Source organism: Actinomadura sp. KC06 (genome assembly GCF_004348735.1).
In the GTDB taxonomy this organism is placed as follows: Bacteria; Actinomycetota; Actinomycetes; order Streptosporangiales; family Streptosporangiaceae; genus Spirillospora.
Genome location: NZ_SMKT01000157.1, coordinates 1 through 20587, shown reverse-complemented (window position 1 = coordinate 20587; position 20587 = coordinate 1). Strand labels below are relative to the sequence as shown.

The 20587-nt window shown below is 72.4% G+C and carries 20 protein-coding genes; 13 read left to right on the top strand and 7 right to left on the bottom strand.

Translation table 11 applies throughout. The features are described 5' to 3' along the window. Positions 1-841 (top strand): SDR family oxidoreductase (locus E1287_RS34260; RefSeq protein WP_131969431.1); only part of this gene is annotated, 841 nt, incomplete at its 5' end. On the opposite strand, the gene E1287_RS34255 is transcribed toward E1287_RS34260, so the two are convergent. Both E1287_RS34255 and E1287_RS34250 read right to left on the bottom strand, forming a co-directional pair. After that, a complete protein-coding gene (locus E1287_RS34255) occupies positions 836-1819 on the bottom strand; it encodes a CapA family protein (protein WP_131969430.1) in 984 nt (327 codons plus the stop codon). The two genes, E1287_RS34260 and E1287_RS34255, sit on opposite strands and share 6 nt — an antisense overlap. A 37-nt stretch (positions 1820-1856) precedes the next feature. Then, positions 1857-2432 (bottom strand): dihydrofolate reductase family protein, encoded by a 576-nt coding sequence (locus E1287_RS34250; protein WP_131969429.1) that lies wholly within the window; start codon positions 2430-2432, stop codon positions 1857-1859. A 71-nt stretch (positions 2433-2503) separates the two neighbouring features. On the opposite strand from E1287_RS34250, the gene E1287_RS34245 reads away from it, so the two are divergent. After that, positions 2504-3076 carry a TetR/AcrR family transcriptional regulator gene (locus tag E1287_RS34245; RefSeq protein WP_131969428.1) on the top strand — a complete coding sequence of 191 codons (573 nt, stop codon included), beginning with the start codon at positions 2504-2506 and terminating at the stop codon, positions 3074-3076. A 46-nt stretch (positions 3077-3122) separates the two neighbouring features. On the opposite strand, the gene E1287_RS34240 is transcribed toward E1287_RS34245, so the two are convergent. Together E1287_RS34240 and E1287_RS34235 are read right to left on the bottom strand one after the other, a co-directional pair. Beyond that, positions 3123-4157, bottom strand: coding sequence for an SGNH/GDSL hydrolase family protein (locus tag E1287_RS34240; RefSeq protein ID WP_131969427.1), 1035 nt, complete (start codon positions 4155-4157; stop codon positions 3123-3125). Continuing rightward, positions 4154-4702, bottom strand: a complete 549-nt coding sequence (locus E1287_RS34235) for a GNAT family N-acetyltransferase (protein WP_131969426.1) — start codon at positions 4700-4702, stop codon at positions 4154-4156. Before E1287_RS34235 ends, E1287_RS34240 begins: the two co-directional genes overlap by 4 nt. Positions 4703-5215: 513 nt before the next feature. On the opposite strand from E1287_RS34235, the gene E1287_RS34230 reads away from it, so the two are divergent. The 7 genes from E1287_RS34230 to E1287_RS34200 all read left to right on the top strand — a co-directional run bounded on the left by E1287_RS34230 (position 5216) and on the right by E1287_RS34200 (position 11340). Next, on the top strand, positions 5216-5323 hold the full coding sequence (locus E1287_RS34230) for a keywimysin-related RiPP (protein WP_131969425.1): 108 nt from the start codon (positions 5216-5218) through the stop codon (positions 5321-5323). Between the two features lie 21 nt (positions 5324-5344). Next, positions 5345-7219 (top strand): lasso peptide isopeptide bond-forming cyclase, encoded by a 1875-nt coding sequence (locus E1287_RS34225; RefSeq protein ID WP_279507934.1) that lies wholly within the window; start codon positions 5345-5347, stop codon positions 7217-7219. Further along, entirely contained in the window at positions 7216-7473 is a 258-nt protein-coding gene (locus E1287_RS34220) for a lasso peptide biosynthesis PqqD family chaperone (protein WP_131969423.1), read from the top strand. The genes E1287_RS34225 and E1287_RS34220 overlap by 4 nt, the downstream gene beginning before the upstream one ends. Next, positions 7470-7934 carry a lasso peptide biosynthesis B2 protein gene (locus E1287_RS34215; RefSeq protein ID WP_131969422.1) on the top strand — a complete coding sequence of 155 codons (465 nt, stop codon included), beginning with the start codon at positions 7470-7472 and terminating at the stop codon, positions 7932-7934. The genes E1287_RS34220 and E1287_RS34215 overlap by 4 nt, the downstream gene beginning before the upstream one ends. Beyond that, positions 7924-9729, top strand: a complete 1806-nt coding sequence (locus E1287_RS34210) for an ABC transporter ATP-binding protein (RefSeq protein ID WP_131969421.1) — start codon at positions 7924-7926, stop codon at positions 9727-9729. The genes E1287_RS34215 and E1287_RS34210 overlap by 11 nt, the downstream gene beginning before the upstream one ends. A 157-nt stretch (positions 9730-9886) precedes the next feature. Beyond that, positions 9887-10453 (top strand): hypothetical protein, encoded by a 567-nt coding sequence (locus E1287_RS34205; RefSeq protein WP_131969420.1) that lies wholly within the window; start codon positions 9887-9889, stop codon positions 10451-10453. Positions 10454-10503: 50 nt separating this feature from the next. Next, positions 10504-11340, top strand: coding sequence for a GNAT family N-acetyltransferase (locus E1287_RS34200; RefSeq protein WP_131969419.1), 837 nt, complete (start codon positions 10504-10506; stop codon positions 11338-11340). Positions 11341-11379: 39 nt separating this feature from the next. On the opposite strand, the gene uvrB is transcribed toward E1287_RS34200, so the two are convergent. Both uvrB and E1287_RS34190 read right to left on the bottom strand, forming a co-directional pair. Continuing rightward, positions 11380-13497, bottom strand: coding sequence for an excinuclease ABC subunit UvrB (uvrB, locus tag E1287_RS34195; RefSeq protein WP_131969418.1), 2118 nt, complete (start codon positions 13495-13497; stop codon positions 11380-11382). A gap of 111 nt (positions 13498-13608) precedes the next feature. Beyond that, positions 13609-14760 (bottom strand): histidine kinase, encoded by a 1152-nt coding sequence (locus tag E1287_RS34190; protein ID WP_131969417.1) that lies wholly within the window; start codon positions 14758-14760, stop codon positions 13609-13611. Between the two features lie 258 nt (positions 14761-15018). On the opposite strand from E1287_RS34190, the gene E1287_RS34185 reads away from it, so the two are divergent. From E1287_RS34185 to E1287_RS34175, 3 genes are read left to right on the top strand one after another with little or no spacing between them, the layout of a single operon-like run. Then, positions 15019-16032, top strand: a complete 1014-nt coding sequence (locus E1287_RS34185; protein ID WP_131969416.1) for a hypothetical protein — start codon at positions 15019-15021, stop codon at positions 16030-16032. Positions 16033-16051: 19 nt separating this feature from the next. Further along, positions 16052-16768, top strand: a complete 717-nt coding sequence (locus E1287_RS34180) for a hypothetical protein (protein WP_131969415.1) — start codon at positions 16052-16054, stop codon at positions 16766-16768. Between the two features lie 5 nt (positions 16769-16773). Further along, entirely contained in the window at positions 16774-17655 is an 882-nt protein-coding gene (locus tag E1287_RS34175) for an inositol monophosphatase (RefSeq protein WP_131969414.1), read from the top strand. Positions 17656-17663: 8 nt separating this feature from the next. Here the strand turns inward: E1287_RS34175 and E1287_RS34170 are convergent, their stop codons facing one another. Beyond that, a complete protein-coding gene (locus tag E1287_RS34170; protein ID WP_131969413.1) occupies positions 17664-18887 on the bottom strand; it encodes an SLC13 family permease in 1224 nt (407 codons plus the stop codon). 99 nt (positions 18888-18986) lie between these two features. Between E1287_RS34170 and E1287_RS34165 the strand changes: the two genes are divergently transcribed. Beyond that, positions 18987-20587 (top strand): TIR domain-containing protein (locus E1287_RS34165; protein WP_131969412.1); only part of this gene is annotated, 1601 nt, incomplete at its 3' end.

The following is a 20587-nucleotide window of genomic DNA, read 5'->3' as shown; positions in this document are numbered from 1 at the left end:
GGGCATCGCCGTCCAGCTGGGGGCCTCCGGCGCGACCGTGTACGTGACGGGCCGCAGCAGCGGGTCCGCGAGTTCGGATCTCGGACGCCCGGAGACCATCGAGGACACCGCCGAGCAGGTCACCGCGGCCGGTGGGACGGGAATCGCCGTCCGCACCGATCACAGCCGTCCGGACGAGGTCCGCGCGCTGGTCGACCGGATCGCTCAGGAGCGGGACGGGCGGCTCGACGTGCTCGTCAACTCGGTGTGGGGCGGCGACCCGCTGACCGACTGGGAGCACCCGCTGTGGGAGCAGGACCTCGACACCGGGCTGCGGCTGCTGCGGCAGGCCGTGGAGACGCACGTGATCACCAGCCGGTTCGCGCTTCCGCTGATGGTCGCGCGCGGCCGGGGCCTCGTGGTGGAGGTGACGGACGGCAACACCGCCCGCTACCGCGGCTCGTTCTTCTACGATCTCGCGAAGTCGGCGGTGATCCGGCTGGCGTTCGCGCAGGCCGCCGAGCTGAAGCCGCACGGGGTCGCGGCCGTGGCCGTCACGCCCGGCTTCCTGCGCTCCGAGGCCGTCCTCGACCACTTCGGCGTCACCGAGGACAACTGGCGGGACGCCATCGCCAAGGACCCGCACTTCGCGTATTCGGAGACCCCCGCCTACGTCGGACGGGCCGTCGCCGCCCTGGCCGCCGACCCCGGCGTCATGGCCAAAACGGGACGGGCCCTCGCCACCTGGGGCCTGTACAAGGAGTACGGGTTCACCGACGTCGACGGCACCCAGCCCGACTTCGCCGCCCACTGGGCCGACGCCCTGGTGGACGAGTACGGGCCGCTCGGCGACCCGCTATGACGGCGAGGCGTCGAACGGGGCGTCGATGACCAGCCGGTCGTCCCGGGTCTCGACGCGCGTGCCGAAGGCGGCGCAGGCGCGGGTGAAGTGTTCGGTGATCCAGCGGTGGTCGGCGTCCGCGGCCAGGCGGGTGCGGCAGAAGTCGAGGCGCAGCGGCACCGCCTCGATCCGGGACGGGCCCGTGCGGTCCAGCGTGACCAGGAACAGCAGCCCGAGGTCGTTGCGGCGCCGCTCGTCGACGGCGTAGTCGTCGATGAAGTCGCCCATGTCGAAGATGACGGGCCAGGCCACGCCGTGGAAGACGTGTGCCGAGGTCCCCGCGATGAGCGTCGCGCCGGCGTCCAGGAGCCGCTCGGCGGCCCGCCGGACGTAGCGCAGCGGCTCCTGCGTCATGTTCGGGCCCCAGTGCGGCAGGACGAGGACGGCGTCGTTCTCGGCGCGGAGCCGTCCGATCTGCTCCAACAGGTGGGCGGGCACGCCCTTCTCCAGGTCGGCATGGGCGACGCCGGGACGTCCCGTCCCCGCGGCGAAGTCGGACGGGTGGTCGGTGACGCCCACCACCGCGACCCGCACGCCTCCGGCCTCCAGCACGACGCTCTGCCGCGCGTCCTCGACGTCGGCGCCCGCGCCGACACAGCCGATGCCCGCCTGTTCCAGGATGTCGAGGGAGTCCCGCAGCGCTTCCGGTCCGTAGTCGAGCGCGTGGTTGTTGGCGAGGGTCACGCAGTCAACGCCGAGGTCGGTGAGGGCTTCTGCGGCATTCGGGGGCGCCCGGAAATGGAACGGCTTGCCCGGCGCCTCCCATTTGCGGCCGCGGTCGGAGACGCAGCATTCCAGGTTCACGACCGCGAGGTCCGCTTCCGCGAACGCCTCGCGGACGCCGCCGGAGAACAGGCCGTGCGGACCGGACATGGCGATCTCTTCCGCCACGCCGCGTCCGAGCATCGTGTCTCCGGCGAGCGCCATTGTGACGGCCATGAGCGGCCCCCAATCGACGGGAGTACCGCCCTCCAGCCTACGAACCGCGGGTGAACCAGGTGACCTGGGCGCCGTTGCCGAACGACTCCCGCTGGGTGGGCGTGAAGAGCGTCGGGCGGAACTCGCCGGAGAAGACGGGAACGCCCGTCCCGGCCACGACCGGGTAGCTCTTGACGATCAGCTCGTCGATCTCGGGCAGCAGCGCGGCGGCGAGCTTCCCTCCGCCGCAGAGCCAGACGTCCATCTCGCCGTCCTCGGCCTTGAGTTCGCGGACGATCCCGACCGGATCCCTGACCAGCTCCACGGACGGGTCGGCGATCTCGTCCAGCGTCGTCGACACGACGTACTGCCGGACGTGCGCGTACGGGCTGGTCACGTTGATGTCGAGCGCGGGCAGGTAGGTGCCGAGGCCCATCACGAGCGTGTCGAACCGCTTGTTCGGCACGCCCTCCAGGCCGACGTGCGCGCGGACGTGCGTCGGAAGGGTCTCGGGATAGCGCTCGTTGATCCAGGCCGCCATGTCGTCGCCGAGCGGGTAGAAGTCGAACTCGCCGCCGGGGCCGGCGATGTAGCCGTCGATGCTGACGGCGATGTAGTAGACGAGCTTTCGCATATCGGCGCTCCGTTCGTAGTACTCTATATGGAGTGGTTTGAATGTAGTACTACGGATGGAGTGGTGTCAAGGTGCGGAGGAACGTGGAGCGGAGGGCGGCGCTCGTCGACGCCGCGATCGAGGTGCTGGCCAGAGAGGGCGCGCGCGGGCTGACGTTCCGGGCCGTGGACGCCGAGGCGGGCGTGCCCGTCGGGACCGCGTCCAACTACTTCGCCAACCGTGACGACCTGTTCACGCAGGCGGGCCGGCGGATCTACGAGCGCCTGCAACCGGACGCGACCACCCTGGCCGGACGGCTCGAAGGACCGCGCGACCTCGCCAGGGTCACCGAACTGCTGCGCGAGGTCGTCGGGCGGATCTCCGACTTCCGCACCGGCTACCTGGCGCTGCTGGAGCTGCGGCTGGAGGCGACGCGGCGTCCCGAGCTGCGGACCGTCCTGACCGAGCGGGTCCGCGCGGACGTCGAGGCCAACATCGCCTACCACCTGGAGTCGGGGCTGCCCGGCGACGCCACCACGGTGCGGCTGCTCTACCTGGCCCTCAACTGGCTGATCGTGGAGCACCTCACCCTGCCGGGTGTGTTCACCGACGAGGACGTCCAGGATCTCGTGGCCGTCGCGGTGGAACGCGCCGTCCCGCGCTGACCGCGGAAGGCCCGCGGCCCCCCAAGCCGGCGGAGGCTATCGAGCCTCACGCCAGCGGGCGGCCGGGGCCCTTCTTGATCTGCTCGATGAACAGTCCGGCCAGGGCGTGCTGGCCCGCGATGGTCGGGTGGTAGCTGCGCGGCTCGGCGGCGAACGCCGACAGGTTCAGCAGCAGGCCGTTCATGTAGGCGTCCTTGCTGCCCACCTCGTGGCCCGCGAACGCGCTGTAGGCGTCGACGAACTCGACGCTGCCCTGGCCGTTGCGTGCGGCGATGCGGGCGTCGGCCTCCTGGGCGGACTGGCGGATCAGGCGGCTCAGGTCGTAGGCCCTCGCGTTCAGCCACTGCTGGTCGGCGACCGTGATGTTGTCCCCGTCCACGCCGCTGACCTCGGAGAACGCCTTCGGGTACCCCATGAGCACCACCCGCGCCCGCGGCGCCCGCGCGGTGATCTTGTCGAGCAGGTCGGGGAGGCTCTGCCGGAGCTCGGCCATCCGCCCGGCGACGTCGTCGCCCTGCCGGGTGCACCTCTTGCTCCACGGCATCTTGACGACGCAGCCGGAGAGCACCCGGGAGAACCCGACGTCGTTGCCGCCGATGCTCAGCGTGACGAGACTGGTGTCGGCGGTGATGCGTCCGAGCTGCGGCGGCTCCCCGCTCCGGCCGTTCAGGACGTCGGTGATGGTGGCGCCGGAGCAGGCCCAGAACGAGGTGCCCTTCGCGAACCGGAACGCCCGCGCGACCTCGTGGTAGTACGCCTTCGACGTCCGGTGGCACCGGTCGAGCGGGTTCCTGTCGGCCACGGTCGCCTCCGCGCCGAGCCCCGCCGAGTACGAGTCCCCCAGCGCAACGTAGGAGCCCCGCGTCGCCGCCTCGACCGGCGTGGGCGCCTTCCTCGCCGCGACCGGATCGGCGCGCACCTCCGGCCTCGGCTCGCGGCAGCCGGCGCCGAACACCTCGCACCGCACGGCGGGCAGCGCCACCAGCGGGACGACGGCCAGCGCCAGCAGTCCCACGAGCACGGCGAGCGCGAGGCCCCGCTCGCCGAGCCGGCCCCGCACCCACGCCACCGGGCTGATCATCGTCCTCCTTCGCGGTCCATGAGCGAGACGTCCGCGCCGCCTTCCGGGTTCCCGAGCGGCGCCCACATGACGAGACGCGGCCCGAGTTCGTGCAGCCCGGCCTTGACTTCGGCGTCCCAGTACGACCGGACCTCCGGGCCCCACCGCTCCTCGGGCAGTTCCACGAACCCGTGCCCGGCGTACCAGGGGCCGTTCCACGGGACGTCCCGGAACGTCAGCAGGCTCACTCCGGGCGATCCGGCCGCGGCGGCCCGCGCCTTGACCGCCTCCAGCAGCGGGACGCCGATCCCCCGGCCGGCCAGATCGCCGCGCACCGAGATCTGCGCCAGATGGACGGCCCCGTCGACCTCCTCCGTCGCCGCGAACCCGACCGGCGGATCGCCCGCCACGAGGATCTCCCCGCCCTTCCCGATCAGCTCCTCCACCACGGTCGGCCCGGCCGGGAAAACGATGCCGATCTCCGCGAACATCGCGTCCCCGGAACTCTCGATCGCGGGCAGCCCCGCCAGATCCCCCGGCCGCGCCGCCCGAACCTCGTACCCCATCCCATGATCGTAGGTCGTCCTCCCGCCGCCCCGCCCCTTCCTTCAAGGACAGACTCGGGCATGGACACGCGTATGAGGGAGCTCGAAATGGCCCGTGTCGCCGCCTGAATCGCGATATCGCGGAACGGACCGTTCTCTCGATCACCATTGCCGGGGGCGCCGGGCTTGGCCCCCATTTCGGTGGGACGGAGAATAAGAATTCCCGTGCCATGACACTTGCGCGCGATGGAACCGTGGCATACCGGGCGGTCATCGAGAAATATCTGCAGGGCTAGTCGTCTCGCCCTATCGGATGTGCTCATACGCGGTGGTTCGGCCGGACAAATCCCAGTACTTCGGATTTGTTCGGCCAGGTTTCGGTCACGACCGGGCGACCGCGCCGTCCAAGGTCATCGAATCGCAAGGTGGCCACGCACCCGATCCCCGTGCCATGCTGCGGCACGTTTCGCCATTCGTGAGGGCGAAATAGGGAGCTCCCCCAAAAGGGAAATCACGACGAGAAAGGGAGAGAAGATGAAGCGGTACGAAACGCCCGTCCTCGTGGCGGCGGGGTCCTTCCGCAAGGCGACCGGCCTCCTCCAGTTCCACGGCAACGACCGTCTGATCCTCAGCAAGAACTGACGACGGCCCTCCACCATGCCCTTGTCCGAGCACAGCGGCATGCCGGGTCACGGCGAGGCGTTCTTCGTGGTCCTGCCGGACCACGAGGCCGCCCTCGCCGTGGCCGCGGGCCTGCCCCGCGCCCGCACGCTGCGGCACCCCTCCGGGCGGCCCTGGCTGATCGGGACCTGGACGGACGCCGAGATCACCGTGGCCGAGGCGGGCGACGCCCGGCTGGCACTGATCGGCACCCGCCCCCACGACATCGAACGGATCGCAGGGGAGGCGGAGCGGCTCACCGGCCTCGCCTCGCTCGACCGGCTCGCCCGCACGCTGCCCGGCAGCTTCCACCTGGTGGCCGCCCTCGGCGGCCGGACCCGCGTGCAGGGCGACGCGGCCGGGCTGCGGCTGGTCTTCCACGCACGGGTGGACGGCGTCTCGGTGGCCGCCGACCGCGCCGACGTCCTCGCCGCGCTCACCGGCGCCGAGCTGGACGAGCGGCAGGTCGCGGTGCGGCTGCTGTGGCCCGTCCCGCATCCGCTCCCCCACGCGCCCATGTGGCGGGACGTCCACGGCGTGGAGCCGGGCCACCACCTCGTCCTGGACGCGGAGGGCCGCGCCCGGACGCGCCGCTGGTGGTCGCCGCCCGAGCCGGACCGGCCCCTGGCCGCCGGGGCGGCCGAGCTGCGGACCGCGCTCTCCCGGGCGGTCGAGGTGCGGACGGCGGGCGGCGGCACCGTGAGCTGCGACCTGTCCGGCGGCCTGGACTCCACGTCGGTCTGCTTCCTCGCCGCCCGCGGCGACGCCGGGATCATCGCTTCCACGTGGCCGGGACGCGACCCCGCCGACGAGGACCTGATGTGGGCGCGGCGGGCGGCCGAGCGCCTGCCCGGCGTCGAGCACGCGGTGTGGCCCGCGGACGAGTCGCCCCTGGTCTACGCGGACCTCCTGGACATCGACGATCCCCTGGACGAACCGACCATCGGGATGATGGACCGGGCACGCGTCCTCAGCCACGTCCCCCGGCTGGTCGCCAAGGGCAGCCGCCTGCACCTGACCGGCATAGGCGGCGACCAGGTCGCCTGGTGCTCCGAGGCGCACTACCACGGGCTGCTGCGCCGCCGGCCGCTGCCCGCGCTGGGCCGGCTCCGCGGGTTCCGGGCGCTGTTCGACTGGCCGTTCGGCCCGATGGCGCGGGCGCTGGCGGACGGACGCCCCTACCGGCGGTGGCTGGCCGACGCGGCCGCCGACCTCCGCCGTCCGCCGCAGCCGGTCGTGTCCAGCGCGCTCGGCTGGGACATGGCGCCCCGGCTCTTCGACTGGGTGACGCCCGACGCGGAGCACGCCGCCGCAGAGGCGATCCGGGAGGCCGCCCGGACCGCCGAGCCGCTGGCGCCGGACCGCGGGCAGCACGCCGACCTGCAGTCCGTCCGGATGTGCGCCCGCATCATCCGGCAGTGGGAGCAGATGAGCGCCCGCGCCGGGCTGCCGATGTCCTCCCCCTTCCTGGACGACCGGGTGATCGAGACCTCCCTCGCCGTCCGCCCGGAGGAGAGGGTCACGCCGTGGCGGTACAAGCCGCTCCTGGTGGCGGCGATGCGCGGCATCGTCCCCGACGAGTGCCTGGCCCGGTCGAACAAGGCGGAGGCGTCGATGGACGCCGCCGACGGGCTGCGCGCCCACCAGGGCGACCTGATGGAGCTGTGGGACGGTTCCCGGCTGGCCCGGCTCGGGCTGGTCGACGCCGCGCGGCTGCGGGCGCTGACCGCGCGTCCCGCCGCCCCCGAGCTGCGTGAGGCGATCTTGTACTCCACCATCGGCTGCGAGGTCTGGCTCCGGACCCTGGACCGGCCCGCCGCGATCATGGGCGCGCCGTCGCCCGGCCGCGCCCCTTCCACTGCAGAGGAGACCGGATGACCTTGCGACTGCGTCCCGGCGTGTCCACGGCGGACACCGCGTACGGGACCGTCCTGCTCGACGAGCGCAGCGGAGACTACTGGCAGCTCAACCCGACCGCGGCGACGGTGCTGCGGCGGCTGGCGGCCGGCGACAGCGAGACGCAGGCCGCCGCGGTGCTCGCCGACGAGTACGACGTCGACCCGGCGCAGGCGCTGCAGGACGTGACCGCGCTGGTGGAGCACCTGCGGACGGCCCGGCTGGTGACCTCGTGACCGTGCCGAGCGCGCTGCACCGCCCGTCCGGGATCCCGCCGTCGCGGCGCGCGGCGGCCAGGGCCGCCGTGGCGCTGGCCCGGCTCCTCGCCTTCCTCCCGCCCGGACGCGTCCGGACGGTCCTCGCCGTCGTGCGCGCGGGCGCCCGTCCCGCCACCTACGAGCAGGCACGGGCCGCGCGCGAAACGGTGACCGGCGTCAGCCTCGCCTGCCTCGGGCCTCGCGGCTGCCTGCCCCGGTCCCTCGCGACGGCGCTGCTGTGCCGGCTGGGAGGCGCCTGGCCGACGTGGTGCGTCGGCGCGCGGACGCTTCCCCCGTTCGGCGCGCACGCGTGGGTGGAGGCGGAGGGGCGGCTCGTCGAGGAGAACGTCCCGGACGGCTACCTCGCACCCCTGATGACCGTCCCGCCGCGTACTCCCCGGCGCGACCGCCGACGCGACGCCGGACGCCATGACCGCTGAGGGGCCCGGCGGGCTGCGCGACGTGCTGAGACTCGCCGCCGGGCACCGCGGCCCGATCGCCGCGACCGTGGCGCTGACCCTCGCCGCGTCGGCGCTGGGGCTGGCCCAGCCGCTGGTCGCGCGGGACGTGATCGACGCCGCGGGAGCGGGCCGGGCGGTGTGGGGCGGCGTGGCGGCGCTGGTCGCGCTGTTCGCCGTCCAGGCGCTGGTCCAGGCGCTGGTCCGGTTCCAGCTCGCGCGCACCGGCGAGGGGATCGTGCTCGGCGTCCGGCTCGATCTGATCGACCATCTGGTGCGGCTCCGCATGCCCGCCTACGACCGGCACCGGGTCGGCGACCTGATCTCCCGGACGGACGCGGACACCTTCGCGCTGCGGCAGATCGTCGCCGGCGGCCTCACCGACGCCGTGACGGGGAGCGTCGGCCTGGCCGCCACGATCGCGCTGATGCTCTGGCTCGACTGGACGCTGTTCGTGTGCGTCGCGGCCGTCGTGGTGATCGCCGGGACCGCCCTCGCGGCCGCGCTGCGCGGGATGCGGGCCGCGTCGCTGCGCGGGCGGCGGGCGACCGGCGAGATGGCCGCCGACCTGGAGCGGGCGCTGAGCGCGATCCGGACCGTCAAGGCAGCGCGGGCCGAGGCGCGGGAGAGCGAGCGCATCGGCGGGCGAGCCCGGGACGCCCACGCCGCCGGCGTGCGGATGGCCGGGTTCGACGCGCTGGTCGCGCCCGCGACGGAGCTGGCGGTGACCGGCTCGTTCCTGCTGGTGCTGCTGATCGGCGGAGCGCGCGTCGCGGGCGGGGCCGCCTCTGTGGGCGATCTCGTCGCGTTCCTGCTCTACATGCTCTACCTGACCGGGCCGCTGGGCGCGCTGTTCGAGTCGTTGAGCGCAGTCCAGCAGGGGACGGGCGCCGCGCACCGGATCACCGAAGCCCTGGCCCTGCCACGGGAGACCGGCCCCGAGCAGGAGACCGGTGCACAGGAGACCGGCCCGCAAGAGACCGGCGGCGATACGCCGGGAGCGCTCGACGCGGCTTCGACGGGCGGACGTCCCGCGGCCCTGGAGTTCCGCGACGTCTGGTTCGGCTACCGGCCGGGGCGGCCGGTCCTGCGGGGCGTGTCGTTCGCGGTGCCGCGGCACGGCCATGTGGCCCTGATCGGCCCGTCCGGCGCGGGCAAGTCGACGATCTTCGCGCTGGCGGCGCGCTTCTACGACCCGGGCGGCGGGCAGGTGCTGGCCGGCGGCGTGGCGTCCGGCGACATGAGCAGATCCCGCCACCGGGCCGGGATCGGGCTGGTCGAGCAGGAGTGCCCGATCCTGGACGGCACCCTCCGCGACAACCTGGTCTACGCCGCCCCCCACGCCGGGGACGACGAGATCCGCGAGGTGATCGCCATGACCAACCTGGGGGGCCTGGTCGCGCGGCTCCCCCACGGCCTGGACACCCGCGTCGGCGAGCACGGGCGGGAGCTGTCGGGCGGCGAACGGCAGCGCATGGCGATCGCCCGCGCACTCCTCCCCCGGCCGCGGCTCCTCCTGCTGGACGAGCCCACGTCCCACCTCGACCTGGAGAGCGAACTGGCGCTGCACCGGACCCTCGCCGAGGCCGCGCGGCGGTGCGCGCTGCTGGTGATCGCGCACCGGTTCACCACCGTCCGCGCCGCCGCCCAGGTCATCGTGCTGGACGGGGGCAGGATCGTCGCGTCAGGCGGGCACGAGGAGCTCATGAAGACCAGCGCCTACTACCGCGATCTCGCCACCGCATGGCCCCGCGAGGACGCGCCCGTTCACCGCTGACGCATACCGCTGATCGTCCGCCGGACGAGGTCCGTTCACCCGCGCAGGGGAGCCGGATCACGCCTGGGAGGGAGGTCCGGCACCGGCTGGGGGCCGTTCACTTGCCGTGGGCGGTTCACACGTTGCCGGAAGGGCTTCTGCGGTGGTGAGGAAACTGATGTCGGGCATTCGCCGGGTGCACGGGCGGACCGTCGAGGGCGTCCCCCGGTGGGCGGTGATCGCGGCCTACGCGGCGAGCCTGACCGTGCTGCCGTCCTGCGTCTGGCGGATCGCGCTGGGCTTCGGCGCCCCGATCGGCCCGTTCACGAGCGACGTCGGCGACACGAGCGGGGACCTGCCCGGCTGGATGCCCATGTGGACGTACACGATCCTGCTGAGCATCGTCAGCGAGGCGCTGGCGTTCCTGGCCGTGGGCCTGGTCAGCCAGTGGGGCGAGGTCTTCCCCCGCTGGGTGCCGCTGCTGCGCGGGCGCAGGGTGCCGACCCTGGCCGCCGTGATCCCCGCGGGCGTGGGCGCGGCCGTCCTCACCCTCGGAACGCTGGTGAGGGCACCGACCTTCGACGAGTTCACCGCACCGGACGGCGGCACGGTGTACCTCGAAGGGTGGAGGCTCGGGCTGTTCGTCGCGTCCTACGGGCCGCTGCTGCTCTGGGGGCCGCTGCTGGGGGCCGCCACCGTCGCCTACGCCATGCGCCGGACGCGGGCGCCGCTCGCCCAGGCGTGAGCGCCGGAAATCGAGGTGCGGACGGGCCGCGGGCACGGCCATGCTTGAGCATGGCATGGACGCTCACTGACGACCTCCAAGAGTTCCTCGCGCGGGCGGACGGTTTCCTGCGCCGCGACCCCGTCGCGAACACCGTGACGCTCACCGTGACCGAGCACCTGTGCGCGCAAGGCCCCGGCGTCTACGGGAAGGCGTTCTTCGGCTGGTGGACGGACGGCGGACCGGTCGAAGGCACGGTGCTGCGGACGGGCGCGTATCCGCCGCTGCTGAGCGCGATGCCGGAACGGGCCGCGCACGAGCTGGCGCGCGCGCTGGCCCGGCGCGGCGAGGCGGTGTCCGACGTCAACGCGGAGCGGACGGCCGCGGCCGCGTTCGCCGGAACGTGGTCGGACGAGACGGGCGCGGTGAGCCGCGTGGCGGAGCGGCAGCGGCTCTACCGGCTGGACCGGCTGATCGTCCCCGACCCGCCGCCGGAGGGCGCGGCGCGCATCGCGGGCGACGCCGACCGCGCGCTGCTGCTGGACTGGTTCGCGGCGTTCCACCAGGAGGCGGGCGGGCACGGCGGCCCGAACCCCGTGGTGTTCGACCGCAAGCTCGGCGACGGCTGCATCACGCTCTGGGAGGACGGCGGCCGTCCCGTGGCGGTGGCCGGACGGACGCCGATCGTCGCCGGGGTGGCACGGGTCGTGTCGGTGTACACGCCGGTCGAGCACCGGCGCCGCGGCTACGGGGCGGCGGTCACCGCCGCGGTCACGCGGGCCGCGCGGGAGGCGGGCGCCGCCGACGTCGTGCTGTTCACCGACCTCGCCAACCCGACCAGCAACGGCGTCTACCAGCGGCTCGGCTACCGGCCGGTGGTGGACCGCGTGGTCGTGACCTTCACCTAGCTCCCGGCCGACACCTGGCTCCCCGGCCGGGGACGGCGGTCACTTGACGCCGGCCTCCTTCATCTCGCGGAGTTCGCGCTTGAGTTCCTTGATCTCGTCGCGGAGGCGGGCGGCGAGCTCGAACTGGAGGTCGGCGGCGGCCTGGTGCATCTGGGCGGTCATCTGCTCGATGAGGGCCTCCAGCTCCTCGCGGGGGCGCTCGCCGACGAGGTCGGCGGCGTGCCGCCCGACTTCCCTGGTGCGGGACGCCAGGCCGGGCACGGGGGCCTTGCCGCGGCTCTGCTGGCGGCCGGTGCCGCCGATCAGGGTCTCGGTGTCGGCGTCCTCGCGGGCGAGGGAGTCGAGGATGTCGGCGATGCGCTTGCGGAGCGCGGTCGGCTCGATGCCGTGCTCGGCGTTGTAGGCCTGCTGCTTGGCGCGGCGCCGGTTGGTCTCGTCGATCGCGCGTTCCATGGACGGGGTGACCGTGTCGGCGTACATGTGGACCTGGCCGGACACGTTCCGGGCCGCGCGGCCGATCGTCTGGATGAGGGACGTCTCGGAGCGCAGGAAGCCCTCCTTGTCGGCGTCCAGGATCGCGACGAGGGACACCTCGGGCAGGTCGAGGCCCTCGCGGAGCAGGTTGATGCCGACCAGGACGTCGTACTCCCCGGCGCGCAGCTCGCGGAGCAGCTCGATGCGGCGCAGCGTGTCGACCTCGCTGTGCAGGTAGCGGACCTGGATGCCGAGTTCGAGCAGGTAGTCGGTGAGGTCCTCGGCCATCTTCTTGGTGAGGGTGGTGACGAGGACGCGCTCGTCCCGCTCGGTGCGCTCGCGGATCTCGTGGATGAGGTCGTCGATCTGGCCCTTGGTGGGCTTGACGACGACCTCGGGGTCGATGAGGCCGGTGGGGCGGATGACCTGCTCGACGACGTCGCCCTTGACGCGGTTCATCTCGTACGTGCCGGGCGTCGCGGACAGGTACACGGTCTGCCCGATGCGGTCGAGGAACTCCTCCCACTTCAGGGGGCGGTTGTCCATCGCGGACGGCAGCCGGAAGCCGTGCTCGACCAGCATCCGCTTGCGGGACGCGTCGCCCTCGTACATCGCGCCGATCTGCGGGACGGTCTGGTGGGACTCGTCGATGACGAGGAGGAAGTCCTCCGGGAAGTAGTCGATGAGGGTGTTGGGGGCGCTGCCGGGGCCGCGCCCGTCGATGTGGCGGGAGTAGTTCTCGATGCCGGAGCAGGTGCCGACCTGCCGCATCATCTCCACGTCGTAGCTGGTGCGCATGCGCAGGCGCTGCGCCTCCAGCATCTTGCCCTGCCGCTCCATCACGGCGAGCGTGTCCTCCAGCTCGGCCTCGATGTCGCGGATGGCCCGCTCCATCCGCTCGGGGCCGGCGACGTAGTGGGAGGCGGGGAAGACGTACAGCTCCTCGTCCTCGGTGATCAGCTCGCCGGTGAGCGGGTGCAGGGTGGCGAGCTTCTCGATCTCGTCGCCGAACATCTCGATGCGGACGGCGAGCTCCTCGTACTGCGGGATGATCTCGATGGTGTCGCCGCGGACCCGGAACGTGCCGCGGGTGAACGCGAGGTCGTTGCGCGTGTACTGCATGCCGACGAGCTGGCGGAGCAGGTCGTCGCGCTCGATCTCCTGGCCGACGTTGAGGCGGACCATGCGGTCGACGTACTCCTGCGGCGTGCCGAGGCCGTAGATGCAGGACACGGACGCGACGACGACGGTGTCGCGGCGGGTGAGCAGCGAATTGGTGGCCGAGTGCCGCAGCCGGTCGACCTCGTCGTTGATCGAGGAGTCCTTCTCGATGTAGGTGTCGGTCTGCGGGATGTACGCCTCGGGCTGGTAGTAGTCGTAGTACGAGACGAAGTACTCGACGGCGTTGTTCGGCAGCATCTCGCGCAGCTCGTTGGCGAACTGCGCGGCGAGGGTCTTGTTCGGCTGCATGACCAGGACGGGCCGCTGCACCTTCTCCACCAGCCACGCGATCGTCGCGGTCTTGCCGGTGCCGGTGGCGCCGAGCAGCACCGCGTCCTTCTCGCCGCCCTCGATGCGGGCCGTGAGCTCGGCGATCGCCTGGGGCTGGTCGCCCGACGGCGTCATCTCGGTGACGACCTCGAACGGCGCCACGCGCCGCCGCAGATCCGTGATCGGCCGCATCGTCGCCCCTCCCCCTCGTCCGGCGTTCTCCCGTGCTTCCCCAACAGTACGCAAGGCCGCCGACATTCCGTATCCCCGCTGGTCAGGGGCCGATATCGGAGGGGGCCGACGTCAGGAGGCGGGCAGCGGGATCCTGGCGCGGACGGCGTAGCCGCCCCTGCGGGGCCCGGCCTCGAAGCTGCCGCCGAGGGCCGTGACGCGCTCGCGGAGGCCGACCAGGCCGTTCCCGCCGCTCGGCAGGCGGTGCTCGGGGCGGGCGGTGGGCGGGTCGTTGGCGATCTCCACCTCGATGGCCTCGGGGAGCAGGTCGAGCCCGACGCGGGTGTCGGCGGCGCCGGCGTGCTTGTGGACGTTGGTGAGCGCCTCCTGGACGAGGCGGTAGACCGTCCGTCCCACGGCGGCGGGCATGGGGCGCTCGTCCCCGCGGATCGACAGGTCGACGCGGAGGCCCGCCGCGCCCGACTGCCCGACCAGTTCCCGGACGTGCGCCAGGGTGACGGCCTCCTGGGGCAGCGCCTCCTCGCCCTGCCGCAGGACGCCGATGACGTGGCGGAGCTCCTCCAGCGCCTGCCGTCCCATGTCCCCGATGACGCCGGCGGTCTCGGCGGCCCGGCCCGGGTCGCGGGCGGCGATCGCCTTCAGGGCCCCGGCGTGGACGACCATGACGCTGATCCTGTTGGCGACCACGTCGTGCATCTCCCGGGCGATGCGGGTGCGTTCCTCGCCCCGCGCGCGCTCTGCGAGCAGGTGCTGTTCCCGTTCGAGGCGCGATGCCCGCTCCTGGAGCGAGACCACGAGCTGCTTGCGCGCGCCCATGTAGAGGCCCAGCAGGATGGGCACGGCGACGAACGCGACCCCGAATATGGCCTGCGCGGGGAAAGACTCGTTCGACGACGTCGGCCCTGGGAAGGCGAGCGAGCTGACATATCCGGCCAGGGCGAGCGCCACGACCGTCCTGCGGGACGTGGTGTACGCGGCGAGCGAGTACACGATCACGAGCGCGGCGAAAGCGCCCGCTCCGGTGATCGTGCCGAAGACGAGCAGGAAGAGCATGAGCCCGACCGGGTAGATGCGCCGCACCACCGTGGCCAGGCCGAGGATGACGCTGCACACCGAAACGACGGGCGGCGGCAGCCAGAAATCCTGCTCGACGAACCATAGGAAGCAGCCGTCGCCCGCGGCCAGCGTCACGGCTATGGCTATGTCGAGCGCGCGTGACCGTCGCGCAGGCCACGCGGACGACCACCAGCCCCGCACGTGCATGCGACGAAGCCTATAGCGACCGGCGGGTAGCAAAGGTCGTCCTGGTCGGGGAGGGGGACGGGCCGACGAACAGGCCGATGGCGGGCGGCATCACCGCAAGGCACGCGATTCCCCCTATCCGTGGGCTTTCCCGCGCTCCGGGTGCTGTGGTTACGATGACGGCGCCGACCGTGCTGTTCGTGTGGGACGACCCCGCGCCCGCGAACCGCGCCCCGAAGCGCCCTCCGGCGCCGACCCAGGACGGGGTAACCGCAGAACATGACCCGCTTCACCAACTGGTTCGGGAAGAACGCCGACGCCGTGATCGCGCTGATCCTCGCCGTCGTCGTCGCGGTGATCGGCCTCGGCGTGCAGATCGACAACGAGGCGGAGATCACCAACAGCGCGATCCTCGCGGTGATCGGCCTGCTGGCGACGTCGGTGCTGCGGGACCGCGGGCGGCGCATCCCCGTCGAGGCGGAGGTTCGCGACACGCTGCGGGCGTCCTCGTCCACGCTGGACGACCTGAGCGGCAGGCTCAGCCACATCGAGGCGTTCGAGAGCGTCCTGTCCGACACCAAGCGCGCTCTGGACGAGACCACCGTCGTCCGCGTCATCAGCGGCGCGCAGGTGGCGCAGGTGCTCGAAGAGGCCCGCCGCGACACCGACCGCTGGTTCTTCAAGGGCGGGACAGGCACCTACATCCGCGCGCGGACGCTGCCGGAGTGCGTGGCGGCGGCGCGCAGAGACCGCCGGACCCTTCTGTTCCGCCTGGAGATCCTCGACCCCACCGACGTGGACGTCTGCGAGGCGTACGCGCGTCACCGCCGCTCGGTGTCGGACGGCCCGGACGCCACGGGCGAGCCCTGGACGCTGGAGCGCACCCGCAAGGAGGCGTACGCGACGCTCCTGGCGGCGTGCTGGCACAAGCAGCGGTTCGCCATGCTCGACATCGACATCGGCCTGGCGCGGACGATGACGACGCTGCGCTACGACCTGGCGTCGTCGCGGGTCGTGGTCACGCGCGACGACCCACGCGGCGAGGCGCTCGTCGTCGACAGCAACAAGTTCTACTACAGCTGGGTCAGCGCGGAGCTGCAGACCAGCCTGGACCAGGCCCGCCGCGTCCCCGTCGAGCAGGCGCGGCTGGCCCCGCTGGACGACGAGCCGACCGTCGAGGAGGTCCGCAAGCTCTTCGAGGTGATCGGGATCGACCTCGCGCAGGGCTACACCGACCGCGACGTGATCGAGATCATCCGGAAGGCGCTGCGGGCGAGGGACCCCTACGAGTGACCCGTGAACTGGTGACCGAGTGAGGTACGAGGAGATCCGCCGGGAGATCGACGCCGGTACCGCGGCGCGGACGCTGCCGGCCTGGGCCGGCAGGGTCCTGGACGACGTCGCGGCTGGCCGTTCCCCTGTCCCGGCCCTACGGCATCCTCTGGGTTTCGTGTGCCTTCCCGTGGAGCGCGACGGCGATTTCGGGGTGTGCCTGCACATCTGGACGCCGGAGGTGCGTCCGGCGCCGTCCACCACATCGCTGGTGCACTGCCACAGCTGGGACCTGTTGAGCTTCGTCCTGTACGGGACGGTGCGGAACGTGCGGATGGACATCCGCACGAACACCGGCGAGGAGCCGGCGGAGGCGACGCAGCAGATCTTCGAGGTCGTCAGCCAGGGCGACGTGGACGAGCTGAGGGCCACGGGACGCGCCGTCCAGTACTCCCCCGGCCGTTCCAGCGCCCACCGCACCGGCGAGTCGTACACCCTGCCTGCCGGTGTGTTCCACACCACGCTCATAGAGGACGGCAAGGAAGCCGCTACGGTCGCGCTGGGCCGCCAGACACCCGGCAGCGGCGACCTGTCGCTCGGCCCTCTGGACACCCCCACTCACCGGGTGCACCGTTCACGTTCCGACCATGCCGACACGGTGCGCGCCCTGCGGCGATCTGCCCGCAGCATCGCCGCCGCTCACCCGTCCCGTGCGTGGGCTCCGCCCGCGCCCGACCCGGCTGGAAAGGCCCGATGAGATCCATGACCCCGTCACCGGCCCTTCCCGTCGATCTCTCGGCGGCCCGCCGGGTGGCCGTGGCGGCCGCCGAGGCGGCGGGCGAACTGCTCAGCGCCGGTGTGGACGGGCCCTTGGGCGTCCGCGTGAAGGGCACGGGCGGGGACGTCGTGACCGATCTCGACACGGCCGCCGAGGAGTTGATCGTCGGGGTGCTGCGGGACGCGTATCCGGGGCATCGCATCATCGCCGAAGAGTCCGGCGTCCTGGAGGGCGCGCCGGGCGAGGAGATGGTCTGGCTCGTCGACCCCTTGGACGGCACCAACAACGTGGCGATCGGCATGCCCGTGTACGCGGTGGGCCTGGCGTTGTGCGCGCGCGCAGAGCCAGTTCTGGGCGTCGTCCACGACCCGGTGACCGGACGGACGTGGTCCGCCGTGCGCGGCCGGGGCGCCGTCGGCCCGGACGGTAGGCCGTTGACGCTCGCAGACCGTCCGCGGCCTGGACGGGAGAAGAATCCCGTCCTGGCATGGACCCAGGGCCATCAGGTCAAGTCCAGCGATCCGGTGGCGTTCGCCATGCGCTCGGCCCTGGAGGACCGGTGCGCGCGGATGCTGCAGCTATGGGCGCCGCTGGTGGCGTGGACGATGCTGGCGCGCGGCGACATCGACGGGATCGTCGGCTACCTGCCCGAGATCGTGGACCTGCCGGCCGGGGCGCTGCTGGCCGCGGAGGCGGGCGCCGAACTGCGCCGCCTGGACGGACGACCGTACGAGCTGGGCATCGACCTTCCAGCATCGGAACTGGGGTTCGTGGCGGCGCGTCCGGAACTGCTCGACCGCCTCCTGGAGACCACGACGAAGATCTGCACGCGGCTGGGCGGCGGCCAGAACGGCCACGTCGCGTAGCGAAACCGTCAACTGGTCACCAGCAAGGCCGGGACGGTGGCCGCGCAGCCCGCGACGGCCAGAACAGTCCCTGTGAGCACGAATTTGCGGATCGGGACCCGGACGTTCCAGCGGCGGCACCACTCGAACCACAGCAGCGTGGCCAGCGAACCCCACGGTGTGATGACCGGCCCCACGTTCGTCCCGATGAGCAGTGACAAGAGCTGGTCGCTGTTGGAAGCGGGCACGGCGGACTCACCCGCCACATAGGCGGGCAGGTTGTTGAGGACGTTCGACAGCCCCGCCCCGGAGAACGCGGCCCGGAACGCACCTGCGACGCCGTCGTCCCCGCCTACCAGGGCGCGCATGGCGTCGTCCAGCCCGAACCGTTCGAGCGTGGGCACGACCAGGAACAGGCCCGTGACGAACACCAGGAGCTGCCACGGGATCAGCGCGGGACGCAGCGCCGCCCTGTCGCGGAAGGCGAAGACCGCCACTACCACGGCGGCCGGGATGGTCGCGGCGATGCCGAGCTGGATGCCGGTGTGGACGCCGGCGAGGATCGCGCCGATGAAGATCAGACAGGCGAGGCCGGTGGCGGAGAACAGCACGCGGTCCTTGACGGGCGCGGGCTCGGGCGGGTCGTAGGCGTCCTCGCCGCGCATGCTCCGCCGCCAGTAGAACGCCCACAGCAGCGCCATCGTGACGGCCAGGACCGCGAGCTGCGGAGCCCACATGCGCGCTGCGAATTCGCGGGTCTCCAGCGCGACCCGGTCGGCGGCCAGCAGGTTGGTCAGATTCGACACCGGCAGCAGCAGGCTTGCGGTGTTGGCTAGCCACACGGTGGTCATGGCCAGCGGAAGCGTCGCGATCCGCGCACGCGCCGCCAGCGCCAGCATGACCGGTGTCAGCAGCACGGCTGTCGTATCGAGGTTGAGGAAGATGGTCGTCAACGACGCGAACGCCACGCACAGCACGAACAACGCGACGTAGTTCCCGCGCCCGGCCCGTGCCAGCCGCTGCGCGATCGCGTCGAAGACTCCGGCCTCCTTGGTCAGCTCCGCGAGGATGATGACGCTGAACAGGAAGAGCAGCAGCGGCGCGACCCGTCCCACGCTCGAACGGGCCGTATCGGCAGGCAGCAGGCCGGTGGCGACGAAAACGACGCCGAGAACGAGGACGCCGATACGGATCCAGTCGAGAACGCCTAGGGAGCGCGCCGCGCGGCGCACGAACTCGATCCGGGCTGACACCGCGCCATGATCCCATAGCGCTCCCAGACACCGGACGACATGATCCCCAAGGCGGCACGGGACGCTGAATTCCCCGTCCAGGCGCGGGATACTGGCGGCATGACACCCCCCGGCGGCGAGCCCCGACACAACGCCAGGCAGGAGCGTCCGACCGACTTCTTCATCAGCTACTCCCCCGCGGACGAGCGGTGGGCGTCCTGGATCGCCTGGCAGCTGGAGGCCGCCGGGCACCGGACGATGATGCAGGCGTGGGACTTCGTGCCCGGCACCAACTTCATCGACTTCATGGACCGGGGCCTGTCGGAGGCCAAGGCCGTGGTCGCGGTGCTGTCGCGCAACTACCTGCGTTCCAGGTACGGACGGCTGGAATGGATGGCGGCGCTGCGGGCCGACCCGGACGACCCCGCCCGCAAGCTGGTCACGGTCCGGATCGAGGACTGCCCGATCGACGGGCTGCTGTCCACGATCACCTACGTGGACCTGGTCGGGATCGACGACCCGGACGAGGCGCGCGGGCTGCTCATGCGGCGCATCGGCGAGGCCCTCGCCGGCCACGCGCGTCCCCAGGACGGCCCGGGCTTCCCCGGGCCGGGCCCGGCCCTCCCGCAGTCCCGGCCGCCGGCTCCGGGCCGTCTGGAGGCCGCTGAGGGGCAGGAGGACGGCGGCGGGCGGCCGGATCCGGCCGGGGAGCGGCCCGCCCGGCGGGCGCCCGTGGCCGCGCCGGTGTTCCCCGCGTCGGACGAGGGCGGCGACGAGCCGCGCGAGCACCTCAGCGTCCTGCACGTCTCAGGCCCCCGCTTCGGGCGGACGCTCGCCGAGCCCGGCGAACCCACCACGGCCAGCGAGTTGCAGGACCGCATCTGGAGCGACGTGACGCGGCTGGCCGATTCCGGTGTGCCGCGCCCCGAACTGCTCGTCGTCACCGGGAACATCACCCATTCGGGCAGCCGCAAGGAGTTCGCCGAGGCCCTGTCGTTCCTGACGAGCCTGCGTGCGCTGCTGGGCCTGGAGGCGCAGCGCGTCGTGGTCGTCCCCGGCACGCACGACGTGACCCGTGCGGCGTGCCAGGCGTACTTCTCCAGCTGTGAGGCCGACGACATCGAGCCGCAACCGCCGTACTGGCCGAAATGGCGGCATTACGCGGGGCTGTTCAAGGAGTTCTACCAGGGCATCGACGCGCTCATCTTCGACAGCGCGCAGCCGTGGACGCTTTTCCCCATCCCGGATCTGCGGGTCGTGGTCGCCGGTCTGAATTCGACGCTGCCGCAGACCCACCGCGAGGCCGACCGGTACGGACGAGTCGGACGGGCGCAGGCGGCCTGGTTCAACGAACGCCTCCGTCATTTCGAGGACGAGGGATGGCTCCGCCTAGGCGCGATCGAGCACACGCCCATAGCCGGTGAGCCGGGAGCACTCCGCGACCCCGAAACCATCGACATGTTGCTCAGCGGGCACCTCAACCTGTTCTTCCAGGGGACGGAGTCGGAATTGGGCGCCGTTCCCCTCCTGGGCAATGGCGTCCCGTCCGTTCCCGCGCTCGGCCCTGGGCGCCACCAGATCGTGGTCATGCGGCGCGATGGCCTGGACAGGTGGATTCCAGAAGACGCCGAACGGCGCGGCCCAGAACGGCTCGAAGTGTCGTGGTCGAGTGCCCAGGGAACGTTCCCGCCGCCTGCCGCGGAGGCGCCGCCGCCCCCGCC

Excerpts from the sequence above, each read along its gene's own strand:
- E1287_RS34255 (WP_131969430.1), bottom strand. The coding sequence starts at position 1,819 with ATGGCCGTCACAATGGCGCTCGCCGGAGACACGATGCTCGGACGCGGC.
- E1287_RS34250 (WP_131969429.1), bottom strand. The coding sequence starts at position 2,432 with ATGCGAAAGCTCGTCTACTACATCGCCGTCAGCATCGACGGCTACATC.
- E1287_RS34240 (WP_131969427.1), bottom strand. The coding sequence starts at position 4,157 with ATGATCAGCCCGGTGGCGTGGGTGCGGGGCCGGCTCGGCGAGCGGGGC.
- E1287_RS34235 (WP_131969426.1), bottom strand. The coding sequence starts at position 4,702 with ATGGGGTACGAGGTTCGGGCGGCGCGGCCGGGGGATCTGGCGGGGCTG.
- E1287_RS34230 (WP_131969425.1), top strand. The coding sequence starts at position 5,216 with ATGAAGCGGTACGAAACGCCCGTCCTCGTGGCGGCGGGGTCCTTCCGC.
- E1287_RS34220 (WP_131969423.1), top strand. The coding sequence starts at position 7,216 with ATGACCTTGCGACTGCGTCCCGGCGTGTCCACGGCGGACACCGCGTAC.
- E1287_RS34210 (WP_131969421.1), top strand. The coding sequence starts at position 7,924 with ATGACCGCTGAGGGGCCCGGCGGGCTGCGCGACGTGCTGAGACTCGCC.
- E1287_RS34205 (WP_131969420.1), top strand. The coding sequence starts at position 9,887 with ATGTCGGGCATTCGCCGGGTGCACGGGCGGACCGTCGAGGGCGTCCCC.
- E1287_RS34200 (WP_131969419.1), top strand. The coding sequence starts at position 10,504 with ATGGCATGGACGCTCACTGACGACCTCCAAGAGTTCCTCGCGCGGGCG.
- uvrB (WP_131969418.1), bottom strand. The coding sequence starts at position 13,497 with ATGCGGCCGATCACGGATCTGCGGCGGCGCGTGGCGCCGTTCGAGGTC.
- E1287_RS34190 (WP_131969417.1), bottom strand. The coding sequence starts at position 14,760 with ATGCACGTGCGGGGCTGGTGGTCGTCCGCGTGGCCTGCGCGACGGTCA.
- E1287_RS34185 (WP_131969416.1), top strand. The coding sequence starts at position 15,019 with ATGACCCGCTTCACCAACTGGTTCGGGAAGAACGCCGACGCCGTGATC.
- E1287_RS34175 (WP_131969414.1), top strand. The coding sequence starts at position 16,774 with ATGACCCCGTCACCGGCCCTTCCCGTCGATCTCTCGGCGGCCCGCCGG.